Raw genomic sequence first — 15258 nt, forward strand, 5'->3', positions numbered from 1 at the left:
AGGAGCAGGAGCAGGAGCAGGAGCAGAGCAGGAGCAGAGCAGGAGCAGAGCAGGAGCAAAAGCGAAAAGCAGCCGAGCATGGCTCGGCTCTACCCGGCTTTCTCCCCTGTCAGCCTTGGCGCAGCCCGAATCCTGCTCGCGTCGCCAGGCCGTCGAAATCCGGGAACGAGGTGGCCACGTTGGCGATGTCGTTCACCCGGACCTCGCCGCTGCTGAGCTGGCCGGCAATGGCGAACGCCATGGCAATGCGGTGGTCGCCGTGGCTTTCGATGGTGCCGCTGCCCAGTACCGCGCCGCCATGGATGGTGGCGCCGTCGTCGGTTTCGTCCACCTGCACGCCCAGCGTGCGCAGGCCGGTGGCCATGGCCGCGAGGCGGTCGGATTCCTTGACCCGCAGTTCGGCCGCGCCGCGTACCACGGTGTTGCCCTGCGCGGCCGCGGCCGCGACGAACAGCGCCGGGAACTCGTCGATCATGTCCGGCACCAGCGCTTCGGGAATCTCCGCGCCATGCAGCGGGGCGTAACGCACCACCAGATCGGCGACCGCTTCACCGCCCTGCTCGGCATGGTTCTCTTCGCTGATGTCCGCGCCCATCAGGCGCAGCGCGGCCAACAGGCCGGTGCGGCGCGGGTTGAGGCCCACCGCGCGCAGGCGCAGTTCGGAGCCGGGAATGATGCTGGCAGCCACCAGGAAGAACGCGGCGGAGGAGAAATCGGCCGGCACCACGATGTCGGTGGCGCGCAGGCGCTGGCCGCCACGCAGGCGGGCCTTGCCGGGCGAAAACGCGATGTCCACGCCGAAGGCGCGCAGCATGCGCTCGCTGTAGTCGCGGGTGGGGTGCGGCTCGCTGACCGAGGTCTCGCCATCCGCATACAGGCCGGCCAGCAGCACGGCCGATTTGACCTGCGCGCTGGCCACCGGCGAGGCGAATTCGATGCCGGTGAGCGACTGGCCGCCGTGCACGCGCAGCGGCGGGGTGCCATCGGCGTCGGTATCGATCTTCGCGCCCATCAGCGCCAGCGGCCCGGTGACCCGGCGCATCGGCCGGCGCGACAGCGATTCGTCGCCCACCATGACGCTGTCGAACGGCTGCGCGGCCAGCAGGCCGGCGAGCAGGCGCATGCCGGTGCCGGCATTGCCGCAGTCCAGCGGTGCGCTCGGCGCCTTCAGGCCGTCCACGCCCACGCCGTGCACCACGCGCTGCGACGGCGACGGGGTATCGATGCGCACGCCCATCTGGGCAAAGATGGCGGCGGTGGCGCGGGTGTCTTCGCCTTCCAGGAAGCCATCGATGTGCGAGACGCCATCGGCCAGCGCGGCGAACATCACCGAGCGGTGCGAGACGGACTTGTCGCCGGGAATGGTCAGGCTGCCCTGCAGGGGCTGGCCCTTGTGGGCGATCCAGTACGGTGAAGCAGTCATCGGGAATCCTAAGGGGCGGGCCGCCGCGGCGGCGATGCAACGGTGTGCGGGAGTGGCCTCGGCACCCGCGAGTGCGCCGGGCCGGGCGTAGCGCGCAACGCGGCTACGCCACCGGGATCACGGGATGGCGACCGGATAGGAGCCAAGGATCTTGATCTGCGCCGAGTGCGCCTTGAGTTCGGCCAGCGCGGCCTGCATGGCCTCGTCTTCGACATGGCCGGCCAGGTCGATGAAGAAGCCGTATTCCCACTTGGCGTTGTGCGAGGGGCGCGACTCGATGCGGTTCATGCTGATGCCGTGGCGGGCGAACGGGCTGAGCACGTCGAACAGCGCACCGGGCTTGTCATGGATGAACACCAGCACCGAGGTGCGGTCGTGGCCGGAACTGGGGAAGATGTTGCGGCCGACCACCAGGAAGCGCGTGGTGTTGTCCGCATCGTTCTGGATCGGCTTGGTCACCACCTTCTTCAGGCCGTACACGTGCCCGGCGCTCTCACCGCCGATGGCGGCGGCGTCGTCGGCATTGCGCGCGCGGCGGGCGCCTTCGGCATTGCTGGAAACCGGGATCTTCTCGGCCTTTGGCAGGTGCGCGCGCAGCCACGAGGAGGTCTGCATGAACGACTGCGGGTGGCCGTAGACGCGCTCGACATCTTCCAGCCGGCCACTGCGCGACATCAGGTACTGCTGCACGCGCAGTTCCACTTCGCCGCAGATCTTCAGGTTGGAGGTGAGGAACATGTCCAGGGTGATCTGGATGGTGCCCTGCCCCGAGTTTTCCACCGGCACCACGCCGAAATCGGCGTTGCCCGCTTCCACTTCCTGGAACACCTCTTCGATGCTGGCCAGCGGCAGGCCCAGCGCCGAGCGGCCGAAGTGCTTGAGCACGGCCTGCTGGCTGAAGGTGCCTTCCGGGCCGAGGTAGCCGATCTTCAACGGCTCCTGCTGGGCCAGGCAGGCCGACATGATTTCGCGGTACACATGGACCAGCACTTCATCGCTGAGCGGGCCTTCGTTGCGGTCCACCACCATGCGCAGCACCTGCGCTTCGCGCTCGGGGCGGTAGTAATCGACGGCGGCGGCGAGCTTGCCCTTGGCCTTGCCGACCTGGTGGGCGAAATTGGCGCGCTCGGCGATCAGCGCCTGGATGCTGCGGTCGATGTGGTCGATCTTGGCGCGGACGTCCGACAGCACCGGCGCGGCATCGGGCTTGACCGCAGGCGTGGCGTCCGGCGTGGCCTTGGCGGCGGCCTGGGTCTTGGTCGGCGCGGGCTTGGCGGTCTTGGCCTTGGCGACGGGCTTGGCGGGTTGTTTGGCCATCAGGGGATTCCAGGTGCAGTGGGGCGGCATGCGCCCCGGTCGAAACGAGTGACTCAGCCGTGGCGCTGCTGGAAGTCGGCCATGAAGGCGGCGAGCGCCTGCGCGCCTTCCACCGGCAGGGCGTTGTACAGCGAGGCACGGATGCCACCGACGGCGGCGTGGCCCTTCAGCGCGAGCAGGCCGGCGGCCTTGGACTCGCTGACGAACCGCGCGTTGAGGGTGTCATCGGGCAGGAAGAACGGTATGTTCATGCGCGAGCGCGCAGCCGGCACCACCTCATTGCGGTAGAAGCCGCCGGCGCCGTCGATGGCGCCGTAGACCAGCGCGGCCTTGGCGGCGTTGCGGCGGGCGAACTCCTCCACGCCGCCCTCGGCCAGCATCCACTGGAACACCAGCCCGGCCAGGTACCAGTTCCAGGTGGGCGGGGTGTTGAGCATGGAATCGCGGCCCACGTGCGAGCGGTAATCGAAGATGTCCGCGCGCGGCTGGCCGCTGCGCGCGAGCAGGTCGCGGCGCACGATCACCACCGACACGCCGACCGGGCCGAGGTTCTTCTGCGCGCCGGCGTAGATCAGGCCGTATTTGCTCACATCCAGCGGCTCGCTGGCGATGGAGGAGCTGAAATCGGCGAACAACGGCACCTGGCCCACGTCCGGGGTGTCACGGAACTCGACGCCGTGGATGGTCTCGTTGGCGGTGATGTGCACGTAGGCGGCATCGGCCGAGAGCTGCCAGGTGTCGCGCGCGGGGATGTCGTGGAAGCCGTTGGCTTCGCTGCTGGCGGCGATGTGGACGTTGACGTAGGGCGTGACCTGCTTGATCGCGGTCTTGCCCCAGTGCCCGGTGAGCACGTAATCCACGGTCTGGCCGGGCTGGGCGAAGTTGAGCGCGAGCAGGGCCTGCTGGGTGGTGGCGCCACCGGCCAGGAACAGCACGGCGTAGTCATCGGGAATGCCGATCAGGCGGCGCAGGTCGGCGTCGGCCTGGGCGGCGACGGCCATGAACTCCGGGCCACGGTGGCTCATTTCGACAATGGAGGCGCCCGCGCCGTTCCATTCCAACATCTCTTCCTGCGCCTTGCGCAGGACCGATTCCGGCAGGGTTGCAGGGCCGGCACTGAAATTGAACGCGCGCGTCATGTCACACCTATGGGGCAAGACCCCTAGTATGCCGCAGCGCACCAGGCTTTAGGCCTTGCAGGACCGGGCGAATTTGGTTGCAAACGAATCTATCCGCAGCCCGGTGCTGCAGGCCGTTGGCCCGCCACACGCCCCCCTGAGTCGGGGGGTGCGATGTCGCTTATCGCGCGCCGAACCAGAGCAGGCCGCTGATCACCGCCGCCAGCAGCAGCGCGCTGGCCAGCAGCCACGGCCAGCGGCGCACCCGCCTCGGCTTGACCGGTGCAGTGACCGGGGTGGGCAGGTCGAGCAGGTCGTCCTCGTCCTCGCTGACGATGCGCACGCGGCTGTCATGCGGCACTTCCAGCACGAAACGGTGCTGGGTGTCGAAGACCAGCTGGTCGCCCGCCTGCAGCCAGCAATGGCGTACGGCCACGCCGTTGACCCGGGTCGACTCGCCTACGCCGAGGTCGCGCAGCAGGACGCGGTCGCCGTGCAGCTCCAGGCGCGCGTGCTGGGCGGCGAAGGCCGGGTCGTCGATGACGATGTCGGCCTCGGGGCTGCTGCCCACCAGGCGCGGCCGGTCCAGGGTGAAGCTGCGGCCGTGGTGCTGACCGCCAAGCCCGCGCAGCAGGCGCTGCTCGTCGCTGCCGTCGTCGTTGCGCGCGGGCGCCTGAGCCAGCGCCTCGCACTCGCCCTGGATGACCATCTCCACGCCGTCGGCGTACACCGCGTCGCCGGCGCGCAGCATGGCCATGCGCCGCACCGGGCGACCGTTGACGTGGATGCCGCGGATGCCATTGGCGACCTGCAGCCAGAGGCCACGGTCGTCCAGGCAGAACTGGGCCAGCAACAGGTTGCCGACCGCATCACTGCTGAGCCGGACGCTGCCCGAGGCGTGTCGCACGATGCGTTGCACCCCGGGCCGCAGGGGCTGGTCGGGGTGTTGGCGATGGGTGAAGTGAACTAGCAGGTTCTGCACGCGGCGCAAGCCTAGCAGGTTGGATGTCATCGAAGAAGAAGTGTGACGCAGACCTTGGAGTTGAGCGCGAGGATGCGCACAATGCACGCCCTTCCCGCAGCGGCCCGCCAGGAGCCCTCCATGTCCAACATCGATATCCGCCACGCCCATGCCCTGCCCGCCGACGGCGCGCGCCAGGCGATCGAAGAGGTGGCGGCCAAGCTCTCCGAGCGCTTCGGCCTGCAGAGCAGCTGGGTCGGCGACGTGCTGAACTTCAACGGTTCCGGCGTGGACGGGGCCATCGAGCTGCAGCCGGGTGCGGTGCGGGTGACCGCCAAGCTGGGCTTCCTGCTGTCGGCGATGAAGGGCATGGTGGAAAGCGAGATCCAGCGCGTGCTGCAGGAAAAGCTCGGCTGAACGGTGCCGCGGGCGCCGATCGCGCCGGCGCGCGCCATCACATCGCGCAAAGCTGGCGCTGATTAGCATCGGGGTGTCCACACACAGGATCCCCCCGATGACCGCACACGACGACTTCGACGACCGCGATACCCGCAGCCCCGACGACAAGCCCTCGCTGCAGGAACAGGCCGAGCGCTTCTCGCGCAAGCTGACCGGCTCGGCCCAACAGGTGTGGCTGGCCGGGCTGGGCGCCTTCGGTCGCGCCCAGGCCGAGGGCAGCCGCGTCTTCGATACCCTGGTGCGCGAAGGCGAAACCATCGAGGCCCGCAACCGGGAACAGACCGGCGATGCACCGCGCTGGCGCGACAATGTCGAGGAACACCTCGGCGAGGCCCGCGAAAAGGCGGCCGGCACCTGGGACAAGGTGGAGAAGGCCTTCGACGAGCGGGTGCAGGGCGTGCTCAAGCGCCTGAACATCCCCACCGCCGAGGACGTGGCCGCACTCAACGCCCGGATCGATGCCCTCAACGCCCGGGTCAACCGCGCCGAAGCGCGCAATGCCTCGCCCAATGCGGACCCGGCCCCGGGCACGCACCAGGCCCCCGGCGGCGCCTGACCCGCCGCCCCCGCTCCATATCGATTGTTGCAAAGCAGCACAACTTTGTTGACAATCGAAATCGACCCGCCAATCGCTGTTGCGCCGTTTGTTCCCTCCCCTCACGGCTATGGATTGGCGGGTTTTTTGTGTCCGCTCGCCGGCAAAGTGAGACATCCGTCACCGGCTGCGATGACAGCCCGGCTGCAACTGCCGTGATGCGGCCCCGCAGACGCCCACAAGCGCATATAAACTGTCACTTGCACCCTCGCGTTCAACCCTAGCGCCTCATGTTCTCCTGGATTCTCGCTTTACTGTTGGCCCTCATCGTCTGGACGCTCTGCGCCGCCTGGTTCTGGCTGGTCAAGCGCCGCCGCAAGGAGACCCGGCTGGGTCTGAACGCCCTGGCGGGCATGCACTGGCGCGACTTCTCCGAGATCGTGCGGCGCGCCATGCGCGAACAACGCGGGCTGCAGGACGTGCCCGGCGAGGTGGACGACAGCCGCGAGCCGCGCAGCGATTTCCTGATGCACGATGACCAGCACCGCTGGCTGGTGTCGTGCAAGCATGGCCGCGCCTACCGGATCGGTACGGCGGCAGTGAACGAACTGGGCGCGGCCGCGCGCCTGGCCGGGGCCCGCGGCGGCATCCTGATCACCGAGGGCATGGTCGAGCGCGATGGCCGCGTGGCCGCCGAGAAGCAAGGCGTGGAGGTGCTCGACGGCCACATGCTGTGGCCCCTGCTGCAGCCTTACCTGCCCGGCGACATGGAAGCGCGGGTCAAGAACGCCGCCCGCCGCGAGGCCATCCGCCGCATCTCGATCGCCGCACTGGGCTCGCTGACGCTGGGCCTGCTGGTGGGCATGGGCTACCTGACCTCGCGCTTGGAACGCCAGCCGCCCGCCGCCCCGGCTGTCGAGGCGAACACCCCCGCGCCGCCGGACACGGCCCCCGCTCCCGTGGCAGCGACCGAACCGGCCACGGCCGCGCCGGTGGCAGCGGTCGCCACGCCGGCCACCGCGCCGACGCGCCCTGCCCCGGGCATTCTGGGCGATGAGCCCGATCCGGACCCGGCCACGCTGGCGCGCTATCAGAAGGAACTTACCCGCACCCTGGCCACCCAGCCCGGCGTGGTGAGCGCGTTCTGGCTGACCCGGCAGACCCTGGCGGTGAACCGCAGCGACGAGATCGACACGATCTGGCCGCGGGTCTGCACCGAGGTGAAGCGCTATCCGGCGCTGCGCACGGTGCGCATCCAGCTCAATCCGCGCCCGGGCGTGGACGAGCCGGTGCGTTGGCGGCAGTGCGCGACGCTGTGATCGTTGGCGGGTAGCGCAGCCGGCCCAAGGCCGGCACCGCCCGGATTGAGGCGGCCGACGGCCGGTTTTAGCGCGCGCCGGGGGCGAACCTGGCGACCAGGTCCCAGGCATCGCCCAGGAACATCTGGCGCACGCAGGTGATCGGCTGCTCGCCGCGCCAGGTGAGGCGGTCGATCACCAGGCAGGCGGTGCCGGGCTTCACCTCCAGCAGGGCGGCGGCGGCGTCATCGGCGCCCCAGGCACTGATGCGGTGCTGGGCGCGCGTCCACGAGACGTTCTGCAACAGCCAACTGCCCGGCGCGGTGGTGTCGAAATCCACCTCCAGCACCTCCGGCACGCCGACCGGGCTGATCAGCCGGTGCTCCAGCGCGAACGGGCGGCCATCGGCGCGATGCAGGCAGCGGATCGCCAGCAGCTTCTCGCCCCCGGACAGCGCCATTTCGTCCTCGGCCTGCGCACGCGGGCGCCGGTAGGCGCGCTCCAGCAACTGGTAACCGTAGGTGTGCCCGCGCGCGCCGACTGCCATGGCGATGTCGGGGATTTCCAGCGCCACCTGCTCCAGGTGCGGCGGCTGCCGGGCCACGAACGAGCCCGCGCGGCGGCGGCGCTCGATCATCCCGCTCTCGGCCAGTGCGGTCAGCACCTTGTTCACGGTCATCCGCGAACAGCCGTACTGCTCCATCAGTTCGTGCTCGTACGGGATCCGGAACCCGGGCGGCCACTGCCCGCTGAGGATGCGGCTTTCCAGGTCGGCGCGGATGCGCTGGTTGAGGGTTTCTGCTTTCTTGCCCGTCACTCGGGAGTCCTGGATGGGTGCGACCGGCACTCAGCCGGCCGACAACAACGTGCGCAATGCGTGGGCGAAACGGGCGGCCACCGCGTCACGCTGCAGGTGACGGCCCTGATGGACCAGCTGGCGCCCCTGGCGCCACACCGAACGCACTGCACCATTACGTGCGGCGAACACCCAGCTGTCAAGCAAGGCATCGCCGTCGCGGGCGATCAGCGCCGGATGGCCGGGATCCAGCTCGACCACGTCAGCTGGCGCGCCCACCTGCAACCCGGTGGCCACGCCCAGCGCCTGGCCGGCGCCATGCAGCGACTGTTCGAACAACCAGCGGCCGCTGGACTGGCCGGTGCCCGGGGCCAGCACGTTGCGCCCGCGCAACTGCAGGCGCTGCCCGTACTCGAGCAGGCGCAGCTCTTCGGCCGCGTCGATGAGCACGTTGGAATCGGAGCCCACGCCGAAGCGGCCACCGGCCCGCGCGAAGGCCTGCATCGGGAACAGCCCGTCGCCCAGGTTGGCCTCGGTGATCGGGCAGAGCCCGACCACGGCCTGGCTGGCCAGGATGCGCTGCACCTCGTCGTCATCCACGTGGGTGGCATGCACCAGGCACCACCGCTCGTCGACGGCAGCGTGCTCGTACAACCAGCGCACCGGACGCAGGCCGCTCCAGGCCACGCAGGCGTCCACTTCACGGGTCTGTTCGGCGATATGGATGTGGACCGGGCCGGTGGTGAGCGGCAGCAGGGCGGCCAGCTCGCCACCGGTAACCGCCCGCAGGCTGTGCGGGGCGATGCCGAGCACCGCGTCATCAATGCCTGCCAGTGCGCGGGAGCAGCCCTGCAGCAGGTCGGCAAAGCCATCCACGTCGTGGATGAGGCGGCGCTGGGCCGGGTTGGGCGGCGCACCGCCGAAATCGGCATGCGCGTAGAACACCGGCAGCAGCGTGAGGCCGATGCCGCTGCCGTGCGCGGCGGCGGCGAGGCGCTCGGCCATCTCGGCCCGGTTGGCATAGGGCGCGCCGTCCGGCGCGTGGTGCAGGTAGTGGAACTCGCCGACCCGGGTGAACCCGGATTCGAGCATCTCCACGTAGGCCTGCTCGGCGATGGCCTGCACCGCCTCGGGCTGCAGGTGGGCCAGGAACCGGTACATCAGCTCGCGCCAGCTCCAGAAGCTGTCGCCGCTGTTGCCGCCGATCTCGGTGAGCCCGGCCATGCCGCGCTGGAAGGCGTGGCTGTGCAGGTTGCCCAGGCCCGGCAGGGCGATGGCGAGCGCGGTGTCGCCAGGCTGCGCGGCAACACCCGCGGTCACCTCGCTGAGCGTGCCGCCGGCGCAGCTGATGCGCACATCGCGGGCCCAGCCCTGCGGCAACAGCGCATGGGCGGCGTGGAAAACAAGCGGCGGATTGGCCGAAGCGGCGGGGCTGGCTGGCATCACTGGACATCCCGGAAGTGGCGCCTATATTGTATAGACATATACGCCGACGTGGTTGCTGCCATGCACTGTGACACCCTCTGGTACCACGCCCACCTGATCACCGTCGATGGCCCCGGCCTGGGCCTGATCGAGAACGGCGTGCTTGCCGCGACCGATGGCCGCATCGTGCACGTGGGCGCGGCCGGTTCCGAGGCGCACCTGCAACCGGCCCGGCGCATCGATTGCGGTGGGCGCTGGATCAGCCCGGGCCTGGTCGACTGCCACACCCACCTGGTCTATGCCGGCAACCGCGCCGGCGAGTTCGAGCAGCGCCTGCAGGGGGTGAGCTACGCCGACATCGCCCGTGCCGGCGGCGGCATCGTCTCCACGGTGCGGGCCACGCGCGCGGCCAGTGAAGCCGACTTGATCGCGGCCAGCCTGCCGCGCCTGGACGCGATGCTCGCCGAGGGCATCACCACCCTGGAAATCAAATCCGGCTACGGCCTGAGCCTGGAGGATGAAACCAAGCAGTTGCGCGTGGCGCGTGAACTGGGCCGGCTGCGTGCGGTGGAGATCGTGCCGACCTTCCTGGGTGCGCACGCGATTCCGCCCGGCCGCCAGGCACAGGACTACATCGACGAGGTCTGCAACGTGATGATCCCGGCGGTGGCCGCGCAGGGCCTGGCCGAGGCCGTGGACGTGTTCTGCGAGAACATCGCCTTCAGCGCGGTGCAGGCCGAGCAGGTGTTCGTGGCGGCACGCCGGCACGGCCTGGCGATCAAGATCCACGCCGAGCAGCTGAGCAACCAGCATGGCGCGGCGCTGGCTGCACGCCACGGCGCGCTGTCGGCCGACCATGTCGAACACCTCGATGCCGATGGCATCGCGGCGATGGCGGCCGCCGGCACGGTGGCGGTGCTGCTGCCGGGCGCCTTCTATTTCACCCGCGACACCACCCTGCCCCCGATCGCCGCCCTGCGCGCGGCCGGGGTGCCACTGGCCCTGGCCACCGATTCCAACCCGGGCACCTCGCCACTGACCAGCCCGCTGCTGGCGATGAACATGGCTGCCACCCTGTTCCGCATGACGGTGGACGAATGCATCGCCGGTTTCACCCGCGAAGCGGCGCGCGCGCTGGGCCGCCACGACCGCGTGGGCCGGCTGGCGACCGGCCTGGATTGCAACCTGGCCCTGTGGGACATCGAGGCGCCTGCCGACCTGGTGTACCGCATGGGCTTGAACCCCCTGCACGCGCGCGTGATGCGCGGCGTTTCCGTCTGATCTTTGTGATGTCTGGAGATTCCATGAGCACTACCCTGACCCTGCAGCCCGGCGCGGTGACGCTGGCGCACTGGCGCGCCATCTACGACGGCGCCCGCGTGCGCCTGGACCCGGCCTCGGCCGCCGCCGTGCTGCGCAGCGCGCAGACCGTGGCCGACATCGTGGCCAGGGGCGCACCGGTGTATGGCATCAACACCGGCTTCGGCAAGCTGGCCAGCGTGCGCATCGAGCGCGACGACCTGGAAACCCTGCAGCGCAATATCGTGCTGTCGCATGCCGCGGGCGTGGGCGAGCCGATGCCGGCCCCGGTGGTGCGGCTGATGATGGCCCTCAAGCTGACCAGCCTCGCCCAGGGGGCGTCGGGCATCCGCCCGCAGACGCTGGCGCTGCTGGAAGCCTTCCTGCAGCACGACATCGTGCCGGTGATTCCCTGCCAGGGCTCGGTGGGCGCCTCCGGTGATCTGGCCCCGCTGTCGCACCTGGCCAGCGTCATGATCGGCGTGGGCGAAGCGTTCTCGAACGGTGAGCGCCTGCCCGCCGCCGAAGCGCTGGCGCGGCTCGGCCTGACTCCGCTGGTGCTGGGCGCCAAGGAGGGCCTAGCCCTGCTCAACGGCACCCAGTACTCCACCGCCTACGCGCTGGCGGGGCTGTTCGAGATCACCACCGTGTTCCAGGCCGCGCTGGTGACCGGCGCGCTGTCGGTGGAAGCGGCCAAGGGCTCGGACACCCCGTTCGATCCGCGCATCCACAGCATCCGCGGCCAGCGTGGCCAGATCGCCACTGCGGCTACGCTGCGCGCACTGATGCAGGGCTCGGCCATCCGTGAGTCGCACCGCGACAACGACGTGCGCGTGCAGGACCCGTACTGCCTGCGCTGCCAGCCGCAGGTGATGGGCGCGGCGTTCGATGTCATGCGCCAGGCCGCCACCACGCTGGCGATCGAGGCCAATGGCGTGTCCGACAACCCGCTGGTGTTCACCGACACCAACGAGGCGCTGAGCGGCGGCAACTTCCACGCCGAGCCGGTGGCCTTCGCCGCGGACATGCTGGCCATGGCGGTGTGCGAGATCGGCTCGATCAGCGAGCGTCGCACCGCGATGCTGGTCGACCCGGCCCTGTCCGGCTTGCCCGCCTTCCTTACCCCGAAGCCCGGCCTCAACTCCGGCTTCATGATCCCGCAGGTGACCGCCGCCGCGCTGGTCTCGGAGAACAAGCAGCGCGCCTACCCGGCCAGCGTCGATTCGATCCCGACCTCGGCCAACCAGGAAGACCACGTGTCGATGGCCGCGCACGGTGCGCGCCGCCTGCTGGCGATGGCCGAGAACGCGGCCAACGTGGTGGGCATCGAGCTGCTGGCTGCCGCGCAGGGCTGCGATTTCCACGCCCCGCTGCGCTCCAGCGACGCCCTGGAAGGCGTCCGCGCACGCCTGCGCGCGCAGGTGCCGACGCTGCAGGACGACCGCTATTTCCACCCGGACATGGTGGCCGCCACCACGCTGGTGCGCAGCGGCGCGTTGGCCGAGGGCCTGGCCGACGTGCTGCCGCAGGTGGAGCCACTGGCATGACCACCCACCCGGACTGGCTGCAGGTGCATGAAGGCGATGCGCCGCTGGTGGTCAGCTTCCCGCACACCGGCAGCGAGCTGCCGCACGACCTGATCGACCGCTACCACTCCCCGTGGCTGGCCCGCCGCGACGCCGACTGGTGGGTGCACGAGCTGTACGACTTCGCGCGGGGCATGGGCGCGACCACGGTGCGCTCGGCGATCTCGCGCTCGGTGATCGACCTCAACCGCGATCCCAGCGGCGTGTCGCTGTACCCGGGCCAGAACACCACCGGCCTGTGCCCGCTGACCACCTTCGACAACCAGCCGCTGTACCACGCGGGCATGGAACCGGACGACGCGGAAATCGCGCGCCGCCGCGACACCTATTTCGCGCCGTACCACGATGCGCTGGCTGCGCAGATCGCGCGGCTGCGCCAGCGCCACGGCACGGTGGTGGTGTACGACGCGCACTCGATCCGCTCGCACATCCCGCACCTGTTCGAGGGCGAACTGCCGCAGTTCAACCTCGGCACCGCCGGCCCGTCGGGCACGGTGGACACCGCCTGCGACAACGCGCTCAGCGATGTGGTGGAAAACCTGTGCCGGATCAGCGGCCTGTCGCACGTGCGCAACGGCCGCTTCAAGGGCGGCTGGATTACCCGCCATTACAGCGACATCCCCGGCGGCGTGCACAGCCTGCAGATGGAACTGGCCTGCCGCGGCTACATGCACGAGCCGCTGCCCGACCAGGTGGACGAGCACAGCTGGCCCACCCCGCTCGACCCCGACCACGCCGCACCGCTGCGCCACACCCTGGCGCAGGTGCTCAACGCCTGCCTTGCATTTGCTACGAACCGGAGCGCCGCATGACCCGCAACGACCCGTCCCGCACCATCATCGCGTCCACCGGCAGCACGCTCACCGCCAAGAGCTGGCTCACCGAAGCACCGCTGCGCATGCTCATGAACAACCTGCATCCGGACGTGGCCGAGCGCCCGCAGGAACTGGTGGTGTACGGCGGCATCGGCCGCGCCGCGCGCGACTGGGAGAGCTTCGATGCCATCGTGGCGACGCTCACGCGCCTGGACGACGACCAGACCCTGCTGGTGCAGTCGGGCAAGCCCGTGGGCGTGTTCCGCACCCACGTGGACGCGCCGCGCGTGCTGATCGCCAACTCCAACCTGGTGCCGCGCTGGGCCAACTGGGACCACTTCAACGAGCTCGACAGGAAGGGCTTGGCGATGTACGGCCAGATGACCGCCGGCAGCTGGATCTACATCGGCGCCCAGGGCATCGTGCAGGGCACCTACGAAACCTTCGTGGAGATGGGCCGCCAGCATTACGACGGCAGTCTGGCCGGCAAGTGGCTGTTCACCGGTGGGTTGGGCGGCATGGGGGGCGCGCAACCGCTGGCGGCGGTGATGGCCGGTGCGTCGTGCCTCGCCGTGGAGTGTCGCAAGAGCAGTATCGAAATGCGTCTGCGCACCGGCTACCTGGACACCTGGACCGACGACCTGGATGAAGCGCTGCGCCTGATCGAGGAATCGTGCACGGCCAAGAAGCCGCTGTCGGTCGGCCTGCTCGGCAATGTCGCCGACGTGCTGGACGAACTGCTGGTGCGCGGGGTCAAGCCGGACTTGCTGACCGACCAGACCTCCGCCCACGACCCGGTCAACGGCTACCTGCCGCAGGGCTGGACCGTCGAGGAATGGGACGACAAGCGCGTGTCCGCTCCCAAGGAGGTCGAAGCCGCCGCGCGCGCGTCGATGGCCAACCACATCCGCGCCATGCTCGCCTTCCACGCGCTCGGCGTGCCGACCGTGGACTACGGCAACAACCTGCGCCAGATGGCGCTGGAAGAAGGCGTCGAGGATGCTTTCGACTTCCCCGGTTTCGTCCCGGCCTACATCCGGCCGCTGTTCTGCCGGGGCATCGGCCCGTTCCGCTGGGCCGCGCTCAGCGGCGACCCGGAAGACATCGCCAAGACCGATGCGAAGGTCAAGGAGTTGATTCCGGACAACCCGCACCTGCACCGCTGGCTCGACATGGCCGCCGAGAAGATCAAGTTCCAGGGCCTGCCCGCGCGCATCTGCTGGGTGGGCCTGGGCGATCGCGACCGGCTGGGACTGGCCTTCAACGAGATGGTCGCAAGCGGCGAGCTGAAGGCGCCGGTGGTGATCGGCCGCGACCACCTCGACAGCGGCAGCGTCGCCTCGCCGAACCGCGAAACCGAGGCGATGGCCGACGGTTCCGATGCGGTGTCCGACTGGCCCCTCCTCAACGCGTTGCTCAACACCGCCAGCGGCGCCACGTGGGTGTCACTGCACCACGGCGGTGGCGTGGGCATGGGCTTCTCGCAGCATGCCGGCATGGTGATCGTCTGCGACGGCACCGAAGCGGCCGCCAAGCGCATCGCGCGCGTGCTGTGGAACGACCCGGCCACGGGCGTGATGCGGCACGCCGACGCCGGGTACGACATCGCGGTGGAATGCGCTAAGGAAAAGGGCCTGGATCTTCCGGGGATTCTGGGCTAAGGCACGCAGGTCTCGACCACCGGCCAGCACCTGCCGCCACGTAGAGCCACGCCATGCGTGGCTGCGCCTTGCATCCGGCACCGCGTGCAGCCACCCATGGGGTGGCTCTACGTGGTGCAACGAAAGGCCACGACAGACCGGCGCGCGCACCGTAGAGCCACGCCATGCGTGGCTGCGCCTTGCGTCCGGCACCGCGTGCAGCCACCCATGGGGTGGCTCTACGTGGTGCAACGAAACGCCACGACACACCGGTCCGCGCACCGTAGAGCCACGCCATGCGTGGCTGCTCTTCAATCGGCACCGCGCGCAGCCACCCAAGGGGTGGCTCTACGTGATGCAACGAAACGCCACGACAGACCGGTGCCAGCATCGTAGAGCCACGCCATGCGTGGCTGCGCTTCAATCCGGCACCGCGCGCAGCCACCCATGGGGTGGCTCTACGTGATGCAACGAAACGCCACGACACACCGGCGCGCGCATCGTAGAGCCACGCCATGCGTGGCTGCTCTTCAATCGGCACCGCGTGCAGCCACCCATGGCGTGGCTCTACGTGGTGCAACGAAAC

Annotated in this window: 13 protein-coding genes; 7 read left to right on the forward strand and 6 right to left on the reverse strand. The window is 69.6% G+C overall.

The genetic code is table 11. The annotated features are described in order from the left end of the window. Window positions 1-109: 109 nt before the first annotated feature. The 4 genes from aroA to M2421_RS02985 all read right to left on the reverse strand — a co-directional run bounded on the left by aroA (window position 110) and on the right by M2421_RS02985 (window position 4840). A complete protein-coding gene (gene aroA / locus M2421_RS02970; RefSeq protein WP_259203127.1) occupies window positions 110-1423 on the reverse strand; it encodes a 3-phosphoshikimate 1-carboxyvinyltransferase in 1314 nt (437 codons plus the stop codon). Window positions 1424-1540: 117 nt separating this feature from the next. Beyond that, window positions 1541-2740: a prephenate dehydratase gene (gene pheA / locus M2421_RS02975; protein WP_259203128.1), complete on the reverse strand. Its 1200-nt coding sequence runs from the start codon at window positions 2738-2740 to the stop codon at window positions 1541-1543. Window positions 2741-2793: 53 nt separating this feature from the next. Next, window positions 2794-3879 (reverse strand): 3-phosphoserine/phosphohydroxythreonine transaminase, encoded by a 1086-nt coding sequence (gene serC, locus M2421_RS02980; protein WP_259203129.1) that lies wholly within the window; start codon window positions 3877-3879, stop codon window positions 2794-2796. Window positions 3880-4039: 160 nt separating this feature from the next. Further along, window positions 4040-4840: an FHA domain-containing protein gene (locus M2421_RS02985; protein ID WP_259203542.1), complete on the reverse strand. Its 801-nt coding sequence runs from the start codon at window positions 4838-4840 to the stop codon at window positions 4040-4042. Window positions 4841-4960: 120 nt separating this feature from the next. Here M2421_RS02985 and M2421_RS02990 point away from each other — a divergent pair, with 120 nt between their 5' ends. The 3 genes from M2421_RS02990 to M2421_RS03000 all read left to right on the forward strand — a co-directional run bounded on the left by M2421_RS02990 (window position 4961) and on the right by M2421_RS03000 (window position 7132). Continuing rightward, window positions 4961-5236 (forward strand): polyhydroxyalkanoic acid system family protein, encoded by a 276-nt coding sequence (locus M2421_RS02990; RefSeq protein ID WP_259203130.1) that lies wholly within the window; start codon window positions 4961-4963, stop codon window positions 5234-5236. A gap of 97 nt (window positions 5237-5333) precedes the next feature. Then, a complete protein-coding gene (locus tag M2421_RS02995; RefSeq protein WP_259203131.1) occupies window positions 5334-5834 on the forward strand; it encodes a phasin family protein in 501 nt (166 codons plus the stop codon). Window positions 5835-6103: 269 nt separating this feature from the next. Then, window positions 6104-7132, forward strand: coding sequence for a restriction endonuclease (locus M2421_RS03000; protein WP_259203132.1), 1029 nt, complete (start codon window positions 6104-6106; stop codon window positions 7130-7132). A 67-nt stretch (window positions 7133-7199) separates the two neighbouring features. On the opposite strand, the gene hutC is transcribed toward M2421_RS03000, so the two are convergent. Then, window positions 7200-7928 carry a histidine utilization repressor gene (gene hutC, locus M2421_RS03005; protein WP_259203134.1) on the reverse strand — a complete coding sequence of 243 codons (729 nt, stop codon included), beginning with the start codon at window positions 7926-7928 and terminating at the stop codon, window positions 7200-7202. A 30-nt stretch (window positions 7929-7958) separates the two neighbouring features. Beyond that, window positions 7959-9350, reverse strand: coding sequence for a formimidoylglutamate deiminase (locus M2421_RS03010; protein WP_259203135.1), 1392 nt, complete (start codon window positions 9348-9350; stop codon window positions 7959-7961). Window positions 9351-9413: 63 nt separating this feature from the next. Here M2421_RS03010 and hutI point away from each other — a divergent pair, with 63 nt between their 5' ends. From hutI to hutU, 4 genes are read left to right on the forward strand one after another with little or no spacing between them, the layout of a single operon-like run. After that, window positions 9414-10613, forward strand: a complete 1200-nt coding sequence (gene hutI / locus M2421_RS03015) for an imidazolonepropionase (protein WP_259203137.1) — start codon at window positions 9414-9416, stop codon at window positions 10611-10613. Between the two features lie 23 nt (window positions 10614-10636). Continuing rightward, complete coding sequence (gene hutH / locus M2421_RS03020; RefSeq protein WP_259203138.1) at window positions 10637-12178, forward strand: histidine ammonia-lyase; 1542 nt, start codon at window positions 10637-10639, stop codon at window positions 12176-12178. After that, entirely contained in the window at window positions 12175-13029 is an 855-nt protein-coding gene (gene hutG, locus M2421_RS03025; RefSeq protein WP_259203139.1) for an N-formylglutamate deformylase, read from the forward strand. Before hutH ends, hutG begins: the two co-directional genes overlap by 4 nt. After that, a complete protein-coding gene (gene hutU / locus M2421_RS03030) occupies window positions 13026-14693 on the forward strand; it encodes a urocanate hydratase (RefSeq protein WP_259203141.1) in 1668 nt (555 codons plus the stop codon). Before hutG ends, hutU begins: the two co-directional genes overlap by 4 nt. Window positions 14694-15258 lie beyond the last annotated feature (565 nt).

Origin of the sequence: Stenotrophomonas sp. BIGb0135, assembly GCF_024810105.1 — a bacterium.
Taxonomy (GTDB): Bacteria; Pseudomonadota; Gammaproteobacteria; order Xanthomonadales; family Xanthomonadaceae; genus Stenotrophomonas; species Stenotrophomonas maltophilia_AB.

Excerpts from the sequence above, each read along its gene's own strand:
- hutG (WP_259203139.1), top strand. The coding sequence starts at position 12,175 with ATGACCACCCACCCGGACTGGCTGCAGGTGCATGAAGGCGATGCGCCG.
- M2421_RS03000 (WP_259203132.1), top strand. The coding sequence starts at position 6,104 with ATGTTCTCCTGGATTCTCGCTTTACTGTTGGCCCTCATCGTCTGGACG.
- pheA (WP_259203128.1), bottom strand. The coding sequence starts at position 2,740 with ATGGCCAAACAACCCGCCAAGCCCGTCGCCAAGGCCAAGACCGCCAAG.
- aroA (WP_259203127.1), bottom strand. The coding sequence starts at position 1,423 with ATGACTGCTTCACCGTACTGGATCGCCCACAAGGGCCAGCCCCTGCAG.
- M2421_RS02995 (WP_259203131.1), top strand. The coding sequence starts at position 5,334 with ATGACCGCACACGACGACTTCGACGACCGCGATACCCGCAGCCCCGAC.
- M2421_RS03010 (WP_259203135.1), bottom strand. The coding sequence starts at position 9,350 with ATGCCAGCCAGCCCCGCCGCTTCGGCCAATCCGCCGCTTGTTTTCCAC.
- M2421_RS02990 (WP_259203130.1), top strand. The coding sequence starts at position 4,961 with ATGTCCAACATCGATATCCGCCACGCCCATGCCCTGCCCGCCGACGGC.
- hutU (WP_259203141.1), top strand. The coding sequence starts at position 13,026 with ATGACCCGCAACGACCCGTCCCGCACCATCATCGCGTCCACCGGCAGC.
- hutH (WP_259203138.1), top strand. The coding sequence starts at position 10,637 with ATGAGCACTACCCTGACCCTGCAGCCCGGCGCGGTGACGCTGGCGCAC.
- serC (WP_259203129.1), bottom strand. The coding sequence starts at position 3,879 with ATGACGCGCGCGTTCAATTTCAGTGCCGGCCCTGCAACCCTGCCGGAA.
- hutI (WP_259203137.1), top strand. The coding sequence starts at position 9,414 with ATGCACTGTGACACCCTCTGGTACCACGCCCACCTGATCACCGTCGAT.